This is a genomic window from Moraxella macacae 0408225 (assembly GCF_000320365.1).
GTDB lineage: Bacteria > Pseudomonadota > Gammaproteobacteria > Pseudomonadales > Moraxellaceae > Faucicola > Faucicola macacae.
The window spans coordinates 747,289-762,091 of sequence record NZ_ANIN01000001.1 but is presented as its reverse complement, the minus strand read 5'-3'; the positions used below and the strand labels follow the sequence as shown (position 1 = coordinate 762,091).

Here is a 14,803-nt window from a genome sequence, read left to right as displayed (position 1 = left end):
GTTTGACTTACTTTGCAATTATTACTAGTTATTTTTAGTTAATTAGATATTAACTGCTTTTTCTACGATATCCACTAACACCCAAGTTTTGGTTTTTGATAGTGGGCGCGTTTCTTTAATGCGGACAGTATCACCGATGCCACAGCTGTTGTTTTCATCGTGGGCATGTAGCTTGGTCGAGCGACGAATCATTTTGCCATACTTAGCATGACGGATACGACGTTCAATCAATACGGTAATGGTTTTATCCATTTTGTCACTGATAACTTTACCAGTTACTGTACCAATTTCTTGGCTGGTGTTTTGCTCACTCATGACTAGGCCCCTTGTTTTTCAGTGATAAGAGTCTTAATTTGGGCAATCGTGCGACGGTTGCCTTTAATCTCATGGGTGTTGCCTAATTGACCAGTAGCTTTTGCCATACGAAGACGAAAGGCTTCTACTTGCTTTTCATCTAGTAATTGTGTCAGCTCTTCTACTGATTTTTCACGTAATTCACTGATCTTCATTACATAATCGTCCGTTTAACAATGGTGGTTTTGAAAGGCAATTTTGCAGAAGCAAGGGTTAATGCTTCAGTCGCTAATTCGTCTGAAACCCCTTCAATTTCGTATAGCATTTTGCCTGGTTTAATTTCGCATACCCAGTACTCTACTGGTCCTTTACCTTTACCCATACGAACTTCTAGTGGTTTTTCAGTAATTGGCTTGTCTGGAAAGACACGAATCCAAATTTTACCACCACGTTTAATTCGACGAGAAATAGTACGGCGAGCTGCTTCAATTTGGCGTGCTGTCATACGACCACGTTCAATTGATTTAAGTCCGATAGTACCAAAAGATACGCTACTACCACGGTGAGCTAACCCCGTATTACGTCCTTTATGTACTTTACGAAACTTGGTACGTTTTGGTTGTAACATATCTTATTAACCTCTGTCTTTGGTTGGACGGTTACCACGTGTGCGACGTTGTTTTTGTCCGCGTGGTTGTTTGTCTTCTTTTACAGGATTATAAATGCGGTTCATACCGTCTAGAATTTCACCACGGAAAATCCATACTTTAACACCGATAGTACCGTATGTGGTTTCTGCACGTACGTTGGCATAGTCAATGTCAGCACGTAGGGTATGTAGTGGCACGCGACCTTCACGATACCATTCCGAACGAGCAATCTCTGCACCGCCTAAACGCCCAGAAAGTTCAACTTTAATACCTTCTGCACCTGCTTTCATACTGTTTTGTACAGCGCGTTTCATAGCGCGACGGAACATAACACGACGTTCCAATTGGCTTGCAATACCATCTGCAACCAAGCGAGCATCTAAATCAGGTTGTGTGATCTCTTCGATGTTCACCTGTGCAGGCACACCCATCAATTTGGTCAACTCTTTTTGTAGAGCTTCGATGTCTGCACCGCTTTTGCCAATAATAACCCCAGGGCGAGCCGCACGAATGGTAATTTTTGCTGTGCCACTTGAACGTTCAATATTGATATTGCTAATCATTGCGTTAACCGCTTTTTCTTTGCCTGTATCACGGTTGTTTAGCTTTTTTTCAATAAATTTACGCACTTGCAAGTCGTTGATTAGGTATTCAGAATATTTTTTTGGATCTGCATACCAGTTGGCGTTCGCTTTACGAATAACACCAAGACGAATGCCGATTGGATGAACTTTTTGTCCCATATTATACCCCTACCTTAACTGTGATGTGACAAGTACGTTTGCTAATACGGTCAGCACGGCCTTTTGCACGTGGCATAATGCGTTTTAGTGTGATACCCTCATCAACATAAATGGTAGAAACACGCAAGGTGTCAATGTCTAAACCATTATTATGTTCAGCATTTGCAATGGCTGATTGTAAGCATTTTTTTACCAATTTAGCTGCTTTTTTGTTGCTAAAGGTAAGAATGTCTAACGCACGTTCAATAGTTTTGCCACGAATTTCGTCAGCAACCAAACGTACTTTTTGTGCCGAAATGGCGGCACCGCGTAATTTTGCAGTTACTTCCATAATTAGCACCTTATTTTTTAGATTTCTTGTCAATGCCATGACCACGATATGTACGGGTTGGGGCAAATTCACCAAGTTTATGACCTACCATTTGCTCACTAACAATAACAGGTACGTGAGTACGACCATTGTGAACTGAAATGGTTAAGCCGACCATTTGTGGAAGAATCATCGAACGGCGTGACCAAGTTTTAATTGGTTTGCGAGAGTTGGTTTCTAACGCTTGTTCAACTTTGGCAAATAAGTGCGCATCGATGAATGGACCTTTTTTCAATGAACGAGGCATGAAATTATTCCTTATTTCTTATTGACGCGACGGCGACGAATAATCATGTTGTCAGTACGCTTATTAGAGCGAGTTTTAAGACCTTTGGCCTTTTGACCCCATGGGCTAGTTGGGTGTTTACCGAAGTTACGACCTTCACCACCACCATGTGGGTGGTCAACTGGGTTCATCGCAGTACCACGAACAGTTGGACGTACACCACGCCAACGGCTTGCACCTGCTTTACCAAGTGATTTTAGGTTGTTTTCAGTATTTGACACTTCACCAATCACTGCACGGCAGTTGATATGGATACGACGTGTTTCACCTGAACGCAAACGAACAATTGCATAAACGCCATCACGCCCCAATAACTGAACAGCAGCACCTGCTGAACGTGCAATTTGTGCACCTTTGCCAATTTTTAATTCAATATTATGAATTACCGTACCGACAGGAATGCTACGCAAGGGCAAGCAGTTGCCTGGACGAATTGGTGCAGTTTCACCTGAAACAACCGTGTCACCTTGTTGCAATTTTTTAGGGGCAATGATATAACGGCGTTCCCCATCTGCATATTTTAGTAGTGCAATGTGTGCAGTACGGTTTGGATCGTACTCAATACGCTCTACAACAGCTGGGATATTGTCTTTATTTCGTTTAAAATCAACCAAACGGTAGTGTTGTTTATGACCACCACCAATATGGCGAGTGGTAATACGACCGTTGTTGTTACGACCACCAGTTTTGCCTTTTGACTCGACCAATGCTGCATGAGGACGACCTTTATAAAGGTGTGGATGCACCACTTTCTCGACAAATCGGCGACCTGGTGATGTCGGTTTTGCTTTTACGATAGGCATTGTTTAATCCTTACTCGTTATCAGCAGCAGGTTGTTCTGCTACATCGGCTACTTGTACATCTTGACCAGCTTTTAAGGTCACATAGGCTTTTTTGTAGTCTTGACGACGACCTACCGTGCGACCAAATCGCTTTGTCTTACCTTTAACATTCAAAGTGTTAACTTTAAGCACTTCAACACCTTCAAACATTAATTCTATTGCTTTTTTAATCTCGCGTTTTGTTGCGTTGGTGTCAACTTTAAAAACTTGTACACCTAAAGTATCGCCCAAGATTTGAGATTTTTCTGAAAATACAGGTGCTTTTAATACCTGATACAGTCTTGCGTTATTCATGCTAACACTCCCTCAATTTCTTTGGCGGCTGCAACAGACATGATGACTTTATCAAATGCAATTAAGCTAACTGGATCAATTTCTTGACTACCCAATACACTGACGTGTGGAATGTTGCGAGCAGCTAGAAATAAATTCTTGTCCACTTCGTTGGTAACAATCAATGCTTTTGGTGCATTTAATTCTGCCAACTTTGCAATCAATTCTTTGGTTTTTGGAGCTGATACACTGATATTATCCACCAAAACCAAACGCTCTTGGCGTACCAATTCGGCTAAAATACATTGCATTGCACCGCGATACATTTTTTTGTTGACTTTTTGAGACCAGTCTTGTGGTTTGGCTGCAAATGCACGTCCACCACCAACCCAAATTGGACTGCGAATAGAACCTGCACGAGCACGACCTGTGCCTTTTTGACGCCATGGTTTTTTACCACCACCAGATACTTCGCCACGTGTTTTTTGGGCACGAGTACCTTGACGACCACCAGCGAGATAAGCTGTAACGACTTGATGCACTAGGGCTTCGTTAAATTCACGACCAAATGCTACGTCTGATAGCTCAACCGCCGAACCTGTTACTGTATTTAGATTCACGTTAATCCCCTTGATTAAGCTTTAACTGATGGACGTACGATAACGTCACCACCATTGGCACCAGGAATCGCGCCTTTAATTACTAGGATACCTTTTTCGACATCTACCGAAATGATTTCTAAGCCTTGTACGGTAACACGTTTGTTACCCATTTGACCAGGCATTTTTTTGCCTTTAAATACACGACCAGGCGTTTGGTTTTGACCAGTAGAACCTAGTACACGGTGAGATACTGAGTTGCCGTGAGTTGCATCTTGGGTACGGAAGTTATGACGTTTTACGCCACCTTGAAAACCCTTACCTTTTGATTGTCCAGTTACGTCAACGATTTGACCTACTTGGAATAAATCAACAAGAATTTCACCGCCTGCTTCACGACCCTCAAGCTCGCTGTCTTCGACACGAAATTCCCATGTGCCACGACCTGCACTTACACCAACTTTGGCAAAGTGGCCTTTTTGGGCAGCATTAACACGAGAATCACGACGAACACCTGTGGTTACTTGAATTGCTTGATAACCATCTGTTTCATTGGTTTTAATTTGAGAGATGCGGTTGGCAGTAACTTCAACAACAGTTACAGGAATTGATACACCTGCTTCTGTGAAGATACGAGTCATGCCGCATTTTTTTCCGACTAAACCGATCGCCATGTTGTTAACCTCTTAATTTTTACTGTTATTCAATATAGGTTGTTGCCCTATTGGGTTAGCCTAATGCGATTTGTACATCAACACCCGCCGCCAAGTCTAACTTCATCAGTGCATCGACTGTTTTGTCAGTTGGCTGAACGATGTCTACCATACGTTTAAATGTGCGAATTTCGTATTGGTCACGTGCATCTTTGTTGACGTGTGGTGAAGTCAAAATATTAAAACGTTCAATGCGAGTTGGTAGCGGTACTGGACCACGCACCTGAGCACCTGTACGTTTTGCAGTATCAACAATCTCTTGAGCTGATTGGTCAATCAGACGATGGTCAAAAGATTTTAGTCTGATACGGATTTTCTGGTTAGCCATGCCAGTAAGCTCCTAAATATGGGTTATAGATATGGGTTTATTTGTATGCGTTGGGTGTTGATATGTTGTTATACAATAAAAGCACTTACTTGCATTTTTTACACAAAAAAAATTTCAGTTTCATCTTACTTTTATGAGTAATGAAACTGTATTTTTTGTCTTAGGTGTCGCAAACAATGGAGCGACTGCATCAAGGGCTGTATTCTAACACGTTTTTTATAAAACTTTATACTTTATATATATTTATACTTTTATATATAAAAGCTGTTTTATAAAACCTGTGTTTTTATTAAAAACGCCCTACAATAAGTTAAGTGGAGTATATTATACACACTTTTTAGCAAATTGCAAGTTTAATCAAGCAAAAAACTTACTCAAGCAAAATATTGTATTGCTCTTGATTGTAACAATTATCACCCACCCAATCAATCTTTCGCTCCAACAAATCCGCCAATTGTGCGATGGTATCTGCTTCACTGGTTTTTAACCAATGGATAATTGTGTCATGTGCTACGACGGTGATTTTTTTTGGTGCATGCGATGCTTTTTCTTCTGCACATTTGACACTATGTATTAATTCACGAAAAATCTCAAAACAAAGCGTTTTGCTGCTTTTGACAAAACCCTTGCCCTCACAGCTTGAACAAGGCTTGCAAAGTTTTTGTTGCAAACTTTCTCGCGTGCGTTTACGGGTCATTTCAACCAACCCCAAACTGGAAAATTCGCTTAAACTGGTTTTTGCATAATCTTTTTTTAACTGTTGTTTTAGATTTTCTAATACATTATCACGATGAATCTGCTCCGTCATATCAATAAAATCTAAAATGATAATTCCGCCCAAATTACGCAATCGCAATTGGTGAGCAATGGCATGCGTGGCTTCAAGATTGGTTGTATAAATGGTTTCTTCTTGTGAACGGCCACTCACAAATGAGCCTGTATTTACGTCAATTGTGGTCATCGCTTCGGTTTGATCAATCATTAAATAGCCGCCTGATTGTAAATCCACGCGCCGATTTAGAGCGTTTTTTAGAGCGTTTTCTACCTGATACAAATCAAACAGCGGTGTTTTGTCTTGATACAAATGCAATTTTGGCAAAATCTGTGGCATAAATTCTTTGCAAAAGCATTGAACCTCTGTAAAAACTTGCAAATTATCAATCAACACGCGTTCGGTATTTTCACCAAAAAAATCACGAATGGCACGCAGTGGCAAGGATAAATCTTGATAAATCAAGGCAAATTTGTGTTTTTTATTGACGTTTAATCGACGCGCTTGTACGGTTTTCCACAATTGCAATAAATAGTAAACATCGGCTTCTAATTTTTGATACGATATGTTTTCGGCCGCGGTGCGAGCAATAAGTCCACCTTGTAACTTAACTTGGTGTGAAATTTGGCTTAAACTTTGCTTTAGGCGTTCGCGCTCTTCACCGTCGATACGCGAAGAAATGGCATTGTTTTCACCAAATGGCAAATACACCAAATAACGTGATGGTAACGAAATATTCGTCGTCAGTCTCGCTCCTTTGCTGCCAAGTGGGTCTTTGATGACTTGCACCAAAATACGCAACCCTTCGTACACTTGTTGCTCAATGGGTTTTTGTGGCTTTGTGGCGGTTACACTTGTCGATGATTGTTTTTGCATATCGTCAATGTGCAAAAAAGCGGTGCGATCCTGTCCAATATCCACAAAACACGCCTGCATGCCTGCCAACACGCGCACCACCGTCCCAAGATAAATATTGCCAACACTGCCACGCCTGTTTTGGTGTTCAATATAGATCTCGCTTAGCGTGCGATCTTCTACGATGGCAACACGGTTTTCGCTAAAATTGGTATTAATCAGCAACTCTTGGATCATGGCAATTGTTTAAATCTTTGGCAATGAACAAAACAAACAAAATGTATGGTTTAAAATATCCGCTATTTTACTGCAATTTTTCGCTTTTGACAAAACAAAACCACAATAAAAACCGTTCATATCATCAATGACATCAACGGTTTTTGGCTTAACACAGGATTTTGAAACACAGGGTTTTGATTTACTACAAAATAAATAAGTGATTAAAATGATGTATCAAACAATGCCAACCAATTTATTTGAGACATACATAAACGGAATGTCATCATCGCTGGCTTCAGTTTTTGGTGCTGTAGATTTGGCTGATGATGGGCTGTTTTGCATAAAGTTATTGCTTTCGTAGCCTGTATTATTGGCAATTGGCTTATCGTTTAGATTGTTTTGATTGGGATTAAAACCGTTTTGTGGGTTGGTTTGATATGGGTTATTTTGCTGATTAAAGGATTGGTTTTGTCCTTGATTTGGTTGTCCTTGGTTTGATTGATGCGTGTTTTGGTAATTGCTTGGATAACGATTGTTGGCATTGTTATTGACATTGCTATTCGCGTTATTATTGCTGGCATGGCTGTTGGCATTGTTGTTATGATTATTGTTAAAACCATTGTTAAAACCATTGTTATTTTGGTTGTTAAAATGATTGTTGGCAAAACCACCGTTTTGGTTATTTTGGTAATTTGGATTGCTGTCCAGCATTTGTAAAGTTTCGGCACGGATATCGGTTGCGTAACGTTCAATGCCATTTTGGTCGGTGTATTTACTGGTACGCAGACTGCCCTCAACATAAACCGCACTGCCTTTTTTTAGATAATTGGCTGCAATATCGGCCAATTTACCAAAAAAACTCACACGATGCCACTCGGTCGCTTCGCGGCGATCACCTGTTTGTTTGTCTGTCCATTGCTCTGATGTTGCCACCGAAATGTTGGTAACATTGCCACCATTGGCAAATTGACGCGTAACTGGATCGTTACCTAAACGCCCTACAATGATTACTTTATTCACACCACGCATAAGATTTTCCTTAATATTAATTAAAAACATTGTTTAAAAATGTTTAAGAATATTGTTTTAAAATATTGTTTGGTTTTGCAAAATGTTGCTTTTTGAGGTTTGTATTTTTCAAAGTTGACTGTTTGTAAAATCGCACAAATACTATACTATTTTTATACAATTTTGGCTAGTATTTTTATCAAATATTCTACCGTTATCGATGGTTTAGATTTAACGGCTTGCCTAAAATTTCGGTCAATTGCTGTTGTTTTTTATCAGTCATTTGATTTTTATCCAGTTTTAGATAAGCTATGCCCTCTTTTTCCATAACCACCACCTCATCAATGCCCTCGATCTTTAATAAATTTGTGGAAAATTGTTGGCTATTTTGTTTGGGTAAAGTAACGGTAAAACTTGTCAAATAAGGCGGTGAAACAATTGGCATAATTAGTCCAAACGAAACCAATGCCACGCCTGCCAACACAACCCACGCAAAAGCAACAGGTTCGGTAAGCAACACTCCGCCCAACGCACCGCCAACAAACGCACCTAAAAACTGACACGATGAATTAATACCCATAACCGTAGCTTTATTGGCAACAGGGGCTTGTTTAGAAATCCATGATGGTATGGTAGCCTCTAAACTGTTAAAACCAATAAAATACAAAGCCAGCCCTAAAATCAACCCAACCTTAGTTTGTCCAAAATAAGCCAGCATTGCCAAACTTATCACCAATAACAGCAAAGATGATAAAAACACCTGGCGCATTTTGCGTTTTTTTTCGGCAATGATAATCAGTGGCACAGCAATGATAAAACCTAACAGCAACAAAGGCAAATAAACATAACCTTGTTGTGCAACACTCAAGTTTAACACGTGCATAAATTGTTTTGGCAACAGGGTAAACATCGCGGTCATGGTTAAATGCAAGCTAAAAATTGCCAAATGCAAGCGGTTGACATTTGGCATTGTTAAAATTTGGGCGAGCTGTTGGCTAAATGAGTGTGAATTTAGGTTGTGTTTTAGCATTCTTTTTGGATTTGGTACAATCAACAACATGCTCATTGCCAATAACGCCAAAATACTGGTTAACCAAAACAGCCCATTGATATTAATCAATTTTGTTAACATAGGCCCCAGTCCAAAAGCTATCATAACCGATACAGCAATGGTTAAACCCATGGTTGCCATTGCTTTGGTGCGGTTTTGTTCGGTGGTTACGTCTGCCAATAACGCCATAACCACTGCGGACACCGCCCCACTGCCTGCAACAAATCTACCTAAAATCACCGTATAAATATCGCTTGCCAATGCACAAATCACCCCACCCAATGCAAACAGCAATAAACCTGCAACAATCATCGGTTTTCTTGGATATTTATCTGCCATCACACTCATCGGAATTTGAAAAATTGCCTGACTTAGCCCATAAATTCCAATTGCAAGTCCAATCAAAAACGGCGTGGCATGCTGATAATCTTCACCATAAACCGCAAAAACAGGCACGATCATAAACAGCCCTAACATGCGTAAGGCAAAAATTGAACCCAAACCAAACACTGCTTTTTTTTCTGCAGCGTTAAACTGTAAAGCATTGTTTTTCATAGTTATCAATGATGAACAAAAAATAGCTATTATATGCTGTTTTTGTCATTTTATAAACCACTTATCAATGACAATCCAGCACAAATCGTTAAATCACATTTATAGCAGCGTTAAAAACCTGACATAATAGCCACACAACCAACAAAACAGACTTTTAAAAAAAGCAAATTTGGGGTATCATGCGTACAATTTTTTAGGGTAACTTTTTAAAAACTGTTTTTAAGGCTACTATTTTAAAACGACCATTTTAAGACAACTTTGAGACAATTATGACTGCAAGCCCACCGCCAGCACTTACCGCCACTCCCTCAAAAAAAGGCAAGCCCACCGCTCGCATGCGCAAACGCTTAGCCGATGCACCGCCGTTGCCTTTTGATATCAAAAATCTAGCCCACGATGGGCGAGGTGTGGCAGTATATGGTACAGATGAAAGCCACCCACTTGACAAACAGGGCAAAAAAGCATTCATCAATTTTGCCTTACCTGGCGAAACCGTCGCAGTAAAAATTAACAACAGCAAAAAAGGCTTTGAAGAAGGCGATGCCATTGAGGTTTTAAAAAACCCACACTCTGAACGTCAAACACCGCCGTGCGTGCATTTTGGTATTTGTGGCGGTTGTAGTTTACAACATTGGCAAGCAGATGGACAAATTGCCTTTAAGCAGTCGATTTTGGCGGAATTGTTACAACATCATGCAGGTGTACAACCAGAAATTTGGCTAAAACCCTTGGTAGGCGATCGTTTGGGCTATCGCACCAAGGCACGTATGGGGGTAAGATTTGTAGAAAAAAAAGCCACAGCCTTGGTAGGTTTTCGCGAACGTGGCAGCAATTTTTTGGCAGATTTAAATGAGTGCAAAATTCTTGATCCAAAAATTGGCACAAAAATCCATGCGTTAAAACAATTAATCAGCACCCTAGATGCCAAAAATGACATTCCACAGCTTGAGGTTGCTATGGGTGAAACCTTGCCAAATGTTCATGCCAGTGCTAAATCGGTGGCGGTGATTGTCCGTCATATGTCCGATCTGTCAAGCAATGATGTAACAAAATTACAAAACTTTTTTCAACAACAAAACTGGCAACTGTATTTACAACCAAAAGGCAATGACAGCGTTCATCGCATTGATGACAACCATGCCTGTGCAACCAGTCTTACCATACCTCCAACAGGTGGCCTGTTTTATCATTTACCCAAATTTGATATCACGTTTGAATTTTCACCGCTTGATTTTACTCAAGTCAACTTGTCAATCAATCGTCAAATGACCACATTGGCCTGTGATTTGTTGGATTTACAACAAGGTGAACGCGTGCTTGATCTGTTCTGCGGACTTGGCAATTTTAGCCTGCCCTTAGCCAAACAAGTGGGTGAAACCGGTTTTGTGATCGGCGTAGAAGGAAGTCTTGAAATGACCGAACGTGCCAAAATGAACGCCAAAGCGAACAAACTTTACCACACTGATTTTTTTGCCCAAGATTTAACCCAGGATTTTTCTGATAAACCCTGGGTGGGACAAGTAGATGCCTTGCTGATTGATCCGCCAAGAAGTGGGGCGTGGGAGGTGATGGCGTATTTGCCAAAATTTAACGCCAAACGCATTGTCTATGTATCGTGCAACCCTATCACACTGGCTCGTGATACCAAAGCACTCATTGACAATGGCTACAAATTAACCCACGCAGGCGTGATGGATATGTTTTGTCATACAGGACACGTTGAAAGCATTGCTCGGTTTGAGAAAATTTAGCATAAATCCAGCTAAAACCTAAAAAAGCGTTAACAAAAAGTGCTTGCAAATTTTTAAAACTTTGTTAAAATAGCAAAACTTTAGGCGTATAGCTCAGTTGGTTAGAGCACCACCTTGACATGGTGGGGGTCGATGGTTCGAATCCGTTTACGCCTACCACATTTAAAACCCCACAATCATTACAGTCATTGTGGGGTTTTTGTTTGTACTCAATTGTTCATTTATTCAATCATGCAGGCCCATTGCTGACAATTTGCATTAAACCATCAAAACTGTCGACCACGCCGTAAGTAACCGACATTTGTTTAACCCCTGCCAATTTGTCCGCTTGATCAAGTTTGATAATGTCCGTTTGATGCTGTAATTTTTCAAAAAACCGTTTGGCACTTTCGATTTTGTGTTTTTCCATCTCACGCAAGTGCATTTGGCTCACAGAACCTTTGGTTTCGGCAACAAAATACACATGACGCGTTTTGTCTTGGTTAAATGCAATTGCCCAATCGGGATTATAACCGCCAAATGGCGTTGGAATTTCAAAATTTTTTGGCAATTTGGCATATACCAAAACCTCGCCTGCACGATCTTCTAAATCTTGCAAAAATTTACGTTCAATTTCAGAATCAGTCTCCACATAATTCCAAACATGGCGTGTGGCTTTGATCGCCTTGTCTGATAACGGTAGATTACTAACAAAAATATCGTTGCTGTTGTAGTGTTCTTGAGTAAGTTCATAGGCAATATTTTGCACAATCAATTTGGCTTGCTGTTCATTGATAATACGGCTAACTTCACTGATAAAAGCCTCAGGGTTGTGATTAAACTGCAAAAACACGTCGCTGTCTATTTTGTTTAAGATCGCAGTTACAGTACGGCGAGTCAAATTAACGCGTTTGGCTATTTGTCCGATCAGATCATAGCGGATATTGGCTGTTGTATTCACGCGGTATTCTTTAAGACTAGGCGTTGCTTCTGATGGTTTTGGTGCAACGAAACTGTTGCCTTTTTGCAGCGTGTCATAATCCAGCTTGTCTTTTTGCACGTATGTTTTGACCTGATAAGTAAGCGAACGAATAAACCTGCCACTGCGATCATGACTAACCTTGTTAATTTCACAACTGCTGTCTTGGATTAATTTTTCGTTGTCCAGTTTGATTTGATAAATCGATTTTTGGTTAATGCGTCGCCATAAGGCTTGAAATTCTTTGCGATTAAAGTTGTCAGGATTTATGTGATTTTTTGGCTTATTGGCATTGACAAACATACCATTTAAGGCATTTGGATTTATCACATTGCCAATCAGTTTATAAATTGAATTGGCAAAAGGCATTAAATTTTCTGGCAAATCTGGCAATGCATGGGCTTTTTTATCCGTATAAAAAGCCTCTATCAAGTTATCATCTTTATCCAAATAGTCATTTTTTATCAGATATTTGTAAATTTGGTTGGCCGTACCAATATCAATACTCATCTGTGCACCCAAGTCAGTTACCAAGGTTTTGCCCTTAAAGTATTGTGGATTGGCTTTGGTTGGACGGGCGGATAGATTGTCCAGCATTTCTTTTTGTAGGTTGGCAACAAAATCTGCATAGCTTTCGTTGGTAATGACGGTTAGGTTATTTAACTGTTGCACCTCACCCATTGCCAAATGTCTGCTATCCATGCGTATGCCCTTTTTATCTACTGCCAAACGCAAGCCGCGGCCAACTTCTTGACGGCGCGAGATGATGTTGTCTGAATGCTTTAATGTACAAATCACAAAAACATTGGGGTTATCCCAACCCTCGCGCAAGGCGGAATGACTAAAGACAAATCGCACGTTTTTGCGAGCCATTTGCTCATCACTGTCGTTAGGTTCTGGAAACGAAAGCAAGGATTCTTTGTCTTTTAAGATCAAATCATAGGCATTGATATCATCAGCAACCAACACTCTTTTGCCAAGTTCTTCATCTTTTACGTTTTTGACATTCGGATCTACCATATGACGGTTTTTATCAAGGCTAAAATAACCGTTGTGCGTGTTTTTGGCATTTATTGATGCAAGGTATTGTTGGTAAGACTCGTTGGATAAAGTGGTTGCGTTTAATTCTATCAAACGCGTTTGCACCTCTTCGGTGTAGATTTGTTCAAAAATATCGGCATAATCACCATTTATGGCATTGCCTGCACTGTCATACTGGCGATATTTGGCAACCTCGTCAATAAAAAACAAACTTAGCACTTTAATGCCTCGGTAAAACAAGCGTTGCTCTGTGTCCAAATGTGCTCTAATAGCCTCGCGGATTTGGATACGGCGTAAATCTTTATCGTCAACATTGCCTTGCCCGATATTTAATACCATACCATTGGCAAATTCAATGCTGGTTGCTGTAATGTTGGTAACGATGTAACGATCTTTGTATTGTTCGGCTTGTTTTGAAATTTCAAATAAATTTGCCCCGTTTTTGATATTACGGATCTCGCGACGAAACTCACCTTTGGCTGATTTAATCTCAAGCTCTAAACGGGCAACCGGAGCTTGGGTTGAAATTATCACATCTTGTAAATACAGATAGCCGCTTGTTCCTGTCAAGCCTTTGATTTCGATGCCTTTGACGGTGATTTTTTTGACCAGTTTTTGGTTATACGCATCGAGGGCATCAAGGCGGTAAATCAGATTATAATCACGCTTGTGGGTAGCAGAATAACGCAAAATAAACAGCGGATTAAAATTAGCCAAACTTTGTAACGTTTTATCCGCCCCCATTTTTTGCGGTTCATCAAGGATAATAATCGGATTGTTACGGCTTATCACATCAATGGGTCTGCGCGATCCAAATGCGTCCAATTCATCATAAATCCGCCGATTATCCTTCCCTGTTGCATTAAACGCCTGCACATTGACAATCATAATATTAATCCCGGCATCAGAACTAAAACTTTCAAGTTTTTGCAAGGCTTTTGAATCATACACAAATTCGCGTGGCATTTTGTGATAATCTTCTTTTAGGTGATGTTTTATCATGCCAATGCTTTTGTATACGCCCTCGCGGATAGCAATACTGGGAACAACAATGATAAACTTCGACCAACCGTATTTTTTATTCAACTCAAAAATCGTGCGCAAATACGTGTAAGTTTTGCCCGTTCCAGTTTCCATTTCGATGTTTAGATTAAGTGGGCTTGTGGTTAAATTTTCGCCTTTTTTGGTGTCCGCGGTTATCAGTTCGGTGGATTTTGGCAGACCTGTGCGAATTTGGAGGGCTTGAATGTTGTCAAGAATTTGGTTTAAATCAAACAGCGGTGCATTGGCAAAACCGATATCATACAATTCACCCTGCGATTTTGTACCTTGATCTATGGTATAGGTTCTCCCCCCCCCCCGATTTTGTCTCCTGCCCGCTAAAAACATCAACCACAGCTTGCACCGCATCAAGCTGATAAGCCAAGGGTTTAAAGTTAATTTTCATATTTTCCTCTTCATTTTTTAAACAACTTATTAAATAATTTTATCAAC

General features: G+C 40.3%; 15 protein-coding genes, 1 tRNA gene and 1 pseudogene. 2 read left to right on the top strand and 15 right to left on the bottom strand.

Annotated features, from left to right (window positions below; genetic code table 11):
• Positions 1–42: 42 nt before the first annotated feature.
• The 14 genes from rpsQ to MOMA_RS03380 form a co-directional block, all read right to left on the bottom strand.
• On the bottom strand, positions 43–315 hold the full coding sequence (gene rpsQ / locus MOMA_RS03445; protein WP_009767226.1) for a 30S ribosomal protein S17: 273 nt from the start codon (positions 313–315) through the stop codon (positions 43–45).
• Between the two features lie 2 nt (positions 316–317).
• Positions 318–509 carry a 50S ribosomal protein L29 gene (rpmC, locus tag MOMA_RS03440; RefSeq protein ID WP_009767225.1) on the bottom strand — a complete coding sequence of 64 codons (192 nt, stop codon included), beginning with the start codon at positions 507–509 and terminating at the stop codon, positions 318–320.
• Positions 509–922, bottom strand: a complete 414-nt coding sequence (gene rplP, locus MOMA_RS03435; RefSeq protein ID WP_009767224.1) for a 50S ribosomal protein L16 — start codon at positions 920–922, stop codon at positions 509–511. Before rplP ends, rpmC begins: the two co-directional genes overlap by 1 nt.
• A 6-nt stretch (positions 923–928) precedes the next feature.
• Complete coding sequence (rpsC, locus tag MOMA_RS03430) at positions 929–1,687, bottom strand: 30S ribosomal protein S3 (protein WP_009767223.1); 759 nt, start codon at positions 1,685–1,687, stop codon at positions 929–931.
• Between the two features lies 1 nt (position 1,688).
• The gene (gene rplV / locus MOMA_RS03425; protein WP_009767222.1) at positions 1,689–2,018 is read right to left on the bottom strand and encodes a 50S ribosomal protein L22; all 330 of its coding nucleotides are present in this window, start codon (positions 2,016–2,018) and stop codon (positions 1,689–1,691) included.
• A 10-nt stretch (positions 2,019–2,028) separates the two neighbouring features.
• The gene (gene rpsS / locus MOMA_RS03420) at positions 2,029–2,304 is read right to left on the bottom strand and encodes a 30S ribosomal protein S19 (RefSeq protein WP_009767221.1); all 276 of its coding nucleotides are present in this window, start codon (positions 2,302–2,304) and stop codon (positions 2,029–2,031) included.
• A gap of 11 nt (positions 2,305–2,315) precedes the next feature.
• Positions 2,316–3,146: a 50S ribosomal protein L2 gene (gene rplB, locus MOMA_RS03415; protein ID WP_009767220.1), complete on the bottom strand. Its 831-nt coding sequence runs from the start codon at positions 3,144–3,146 to the stop codon at positions 2,316–2,318.
• Positions 3,147–3,156: 10 nt separating this feature from the next.
• Entirely contained in the window at positions 3,157–3,480 is a 324-nt protein-coding gene (rplW, locus tag MOMA_RS03410; RefSeq protein WP_009767219.1) for a 50S ribosomal protein L23, read from the bottom strand.
• Entirely contained in the window at positions 3,477–4,079 is a 603-nt protein-coding gene (gene rplD, locus MOMA_RS03405; protein WP_009767218.1) for a 50S ribosomal protein L4, read from the bottom strand. The genes rplW and rplD overlap by 4 nt, the downstream gene beginning before the upstream one ends.
• Positions 4,080–4,093: 14 nt before the next feature.
• Entirely contained in the window at positions 4,094–4,732 is a 639-nt protein-coding gene (gene rplC / locus MOMA_RS03400) for a 50S ribosomal protein L3 (protein ID WP_009767217.1), read from the bottom strand.
• A gap of 55 nt (positions 4,733–4,787) precedes the next feature.
• Positions 4,788–5,099 (bottom strand): 30S ribosomal protein S10, encoded by a 312-nt coding sequence (gene rpsJ / locus MOMA_RS03395; protein WP_007115544.1) that lies wholly within the window; start codon positions 5,097–5,099, stop codon positions 4,788–4,790.
• A 370-nt stretch (positions 5,100–5,469) separates the two neighbouring features.
• A complete protein-coding gene (locus tag MOMA_RS03390) occupies positions 5,470–6,963 on the bottom strand; it encodes an Rne/Rng family ribonuclease (protein WP_009767216.1) in 1,494 nt (497 codons plus the stop codon).
• A gap of 216 nt (positions 6,964–7,179) precedes the next feature.
• Positions 7,180–7,974 carry a single-stranded DNA-binding protein gene (gene ssb, locus MOMA_RS09540; RefSeq protein ID WP_009767215.1) on the bottom strand — a complete coding sequence of 265 codons (795 nt, stop codon included), beginning with the start codon at positions 7,972–7,974 and terminating at the stop codon, positions 7,180–7,182.
• Positions 7,975–8,167: 193 nt separating this feature from the next.
• On the bottom strand, positions 8,168–9,559 hold the full coding sequence (locus tag MOMA_RS03380; protein WP_009767214.1) for an MFS transporter: 1,392 nt from the start codon (positions 9,557–9,559) through the stop codon (positions 8,168–8,170).
• A 269-nt stretch (positions 9,560–9,828) separates the two neighbouring features.
• Here MOMA_RS03380 and rlmD point away from each other — a divergent pair, with 269 nt between their 5' ends.
• Positions 9,829–11,310 (top strand): 23S rRNA (uracil(1939)-C(5))-methyltransferase RlmD, encoded by a 1,482-nt coding sequence (rlmD, locus tag MOMA_RS03375; RefSeq protein ID WP_009767213.1) that lies wholly within the window; start codon positions 9,829–9,831, stop codon positions 11,308–11,310.
• A gap of 82 nt (positions 11,311–11,392) precedes the next feature.
• Positions 11,393–11,469, top strand: a tRNA-Val gene (locus MOMA_RS03370).
• 70 nt (positions 11,470–11,539) lie between these two features.
• On the opposite strand, the pseudogene MOMA_RS03365 reads toward MOMA_RS03370, so the two are convergent.
• Positions 11,540–14,756 (bottom strand): annotated as a pseudogene (locus tag MOMA_RS03365) (restriction endonuclease).
• Between the last annotated feature and the right edge of the window lie 47 nt (positions 14,757–14,803).

Coding starts and splice junctions, on each gene's coding strand:
- rplV (WP_009767222.1), bottom strand. CDS start 2,018: ATGGAAGTAACTGCAAAATTACGCGGTGCCGCCATTTCGGCACAAAAA.
- MOMA_RS03380 (WP_009767214.1), bottom strand. CDS start 9,559: ATGAAAAACAATGCTTTACAGTTTAACGCTGCAGAAAAAAAAGCAGTG.
- rlmD (WP_009767213.1), top strand. CDS start 9,829: ATGACTGCAAGCCCACCGCCAGCACTTACCGCCACTCCCTCAAAAAAA.
- rplW (WP_009767219.1), bottom strand. CDS start 3,480: ATGAATAACGCAAGACTGTATCAGGTATTAAAAGCACCTGTATTTTCA.
- rplP (WP_009767224.1), bottom strand. CDS start 922: ATGTTACAACCAAAACGTACCAAGTTTCGTAAAGTACATAAAGGACGT.
- rpsJ (WP_007115544.1), bottom strand. CDS start 5,099: ATGGCTAACCAGAAAATCCGTATCAGACTAAAATCTTTTGACCATCGT.
- rpsQ (WP_009767226.1), bottom strand. CDS start 315: ATGAGTGAGCAAAACACCAGCCAAGAAATTGGTACAGTAACTGGTAAA.
- rpsS (WP_009767221.1), bottom strand. CDS start 2,304: ATGCCTCGTTCATTGAAAAAAGGTCCATTCATCGATGCGCACTTATTT.
- rpmC (WP_009767225.1), bottom strand. CDS start 509: ATGAAGATCAGTGAATTACGTGAAAAATCAGTAGAAGAGCTGACACAA.
- ssb (WP_009767215.1), bottom strand. CDS start 7,974: ATGCGTGGTGTGAATAAAGTAATCATTGTAGGGCGTTTAGGTAACGAT.
- rplC (WP_009767217.1), bottom strand. CDS start 4,732: ATGGCGATCGGTTTAGTCGGAAAAAAATGCGGCATGACTCGTATCTTC.
- rplB (WP_009767220.1), bottom strand. CDS start 3,146: ATGCCTATCGTAAAAGCAAAACCGACATCACCAGGTCGCCGATTTGTC.
- MOMA_RS03390 (WP_009767216.1), bottom strand. CDS start 6,963: ATGATCCAAGAGTTGCTGATTAATACCAATTTTAGCGAAAACCGTGTT.
- rpsC (WP_009767223.1), bottom strand. CDS start 1,687: ATGGGACAAAAAGTTCATCCAATCGGCATTCGTCTTGGTGTTATTCGT.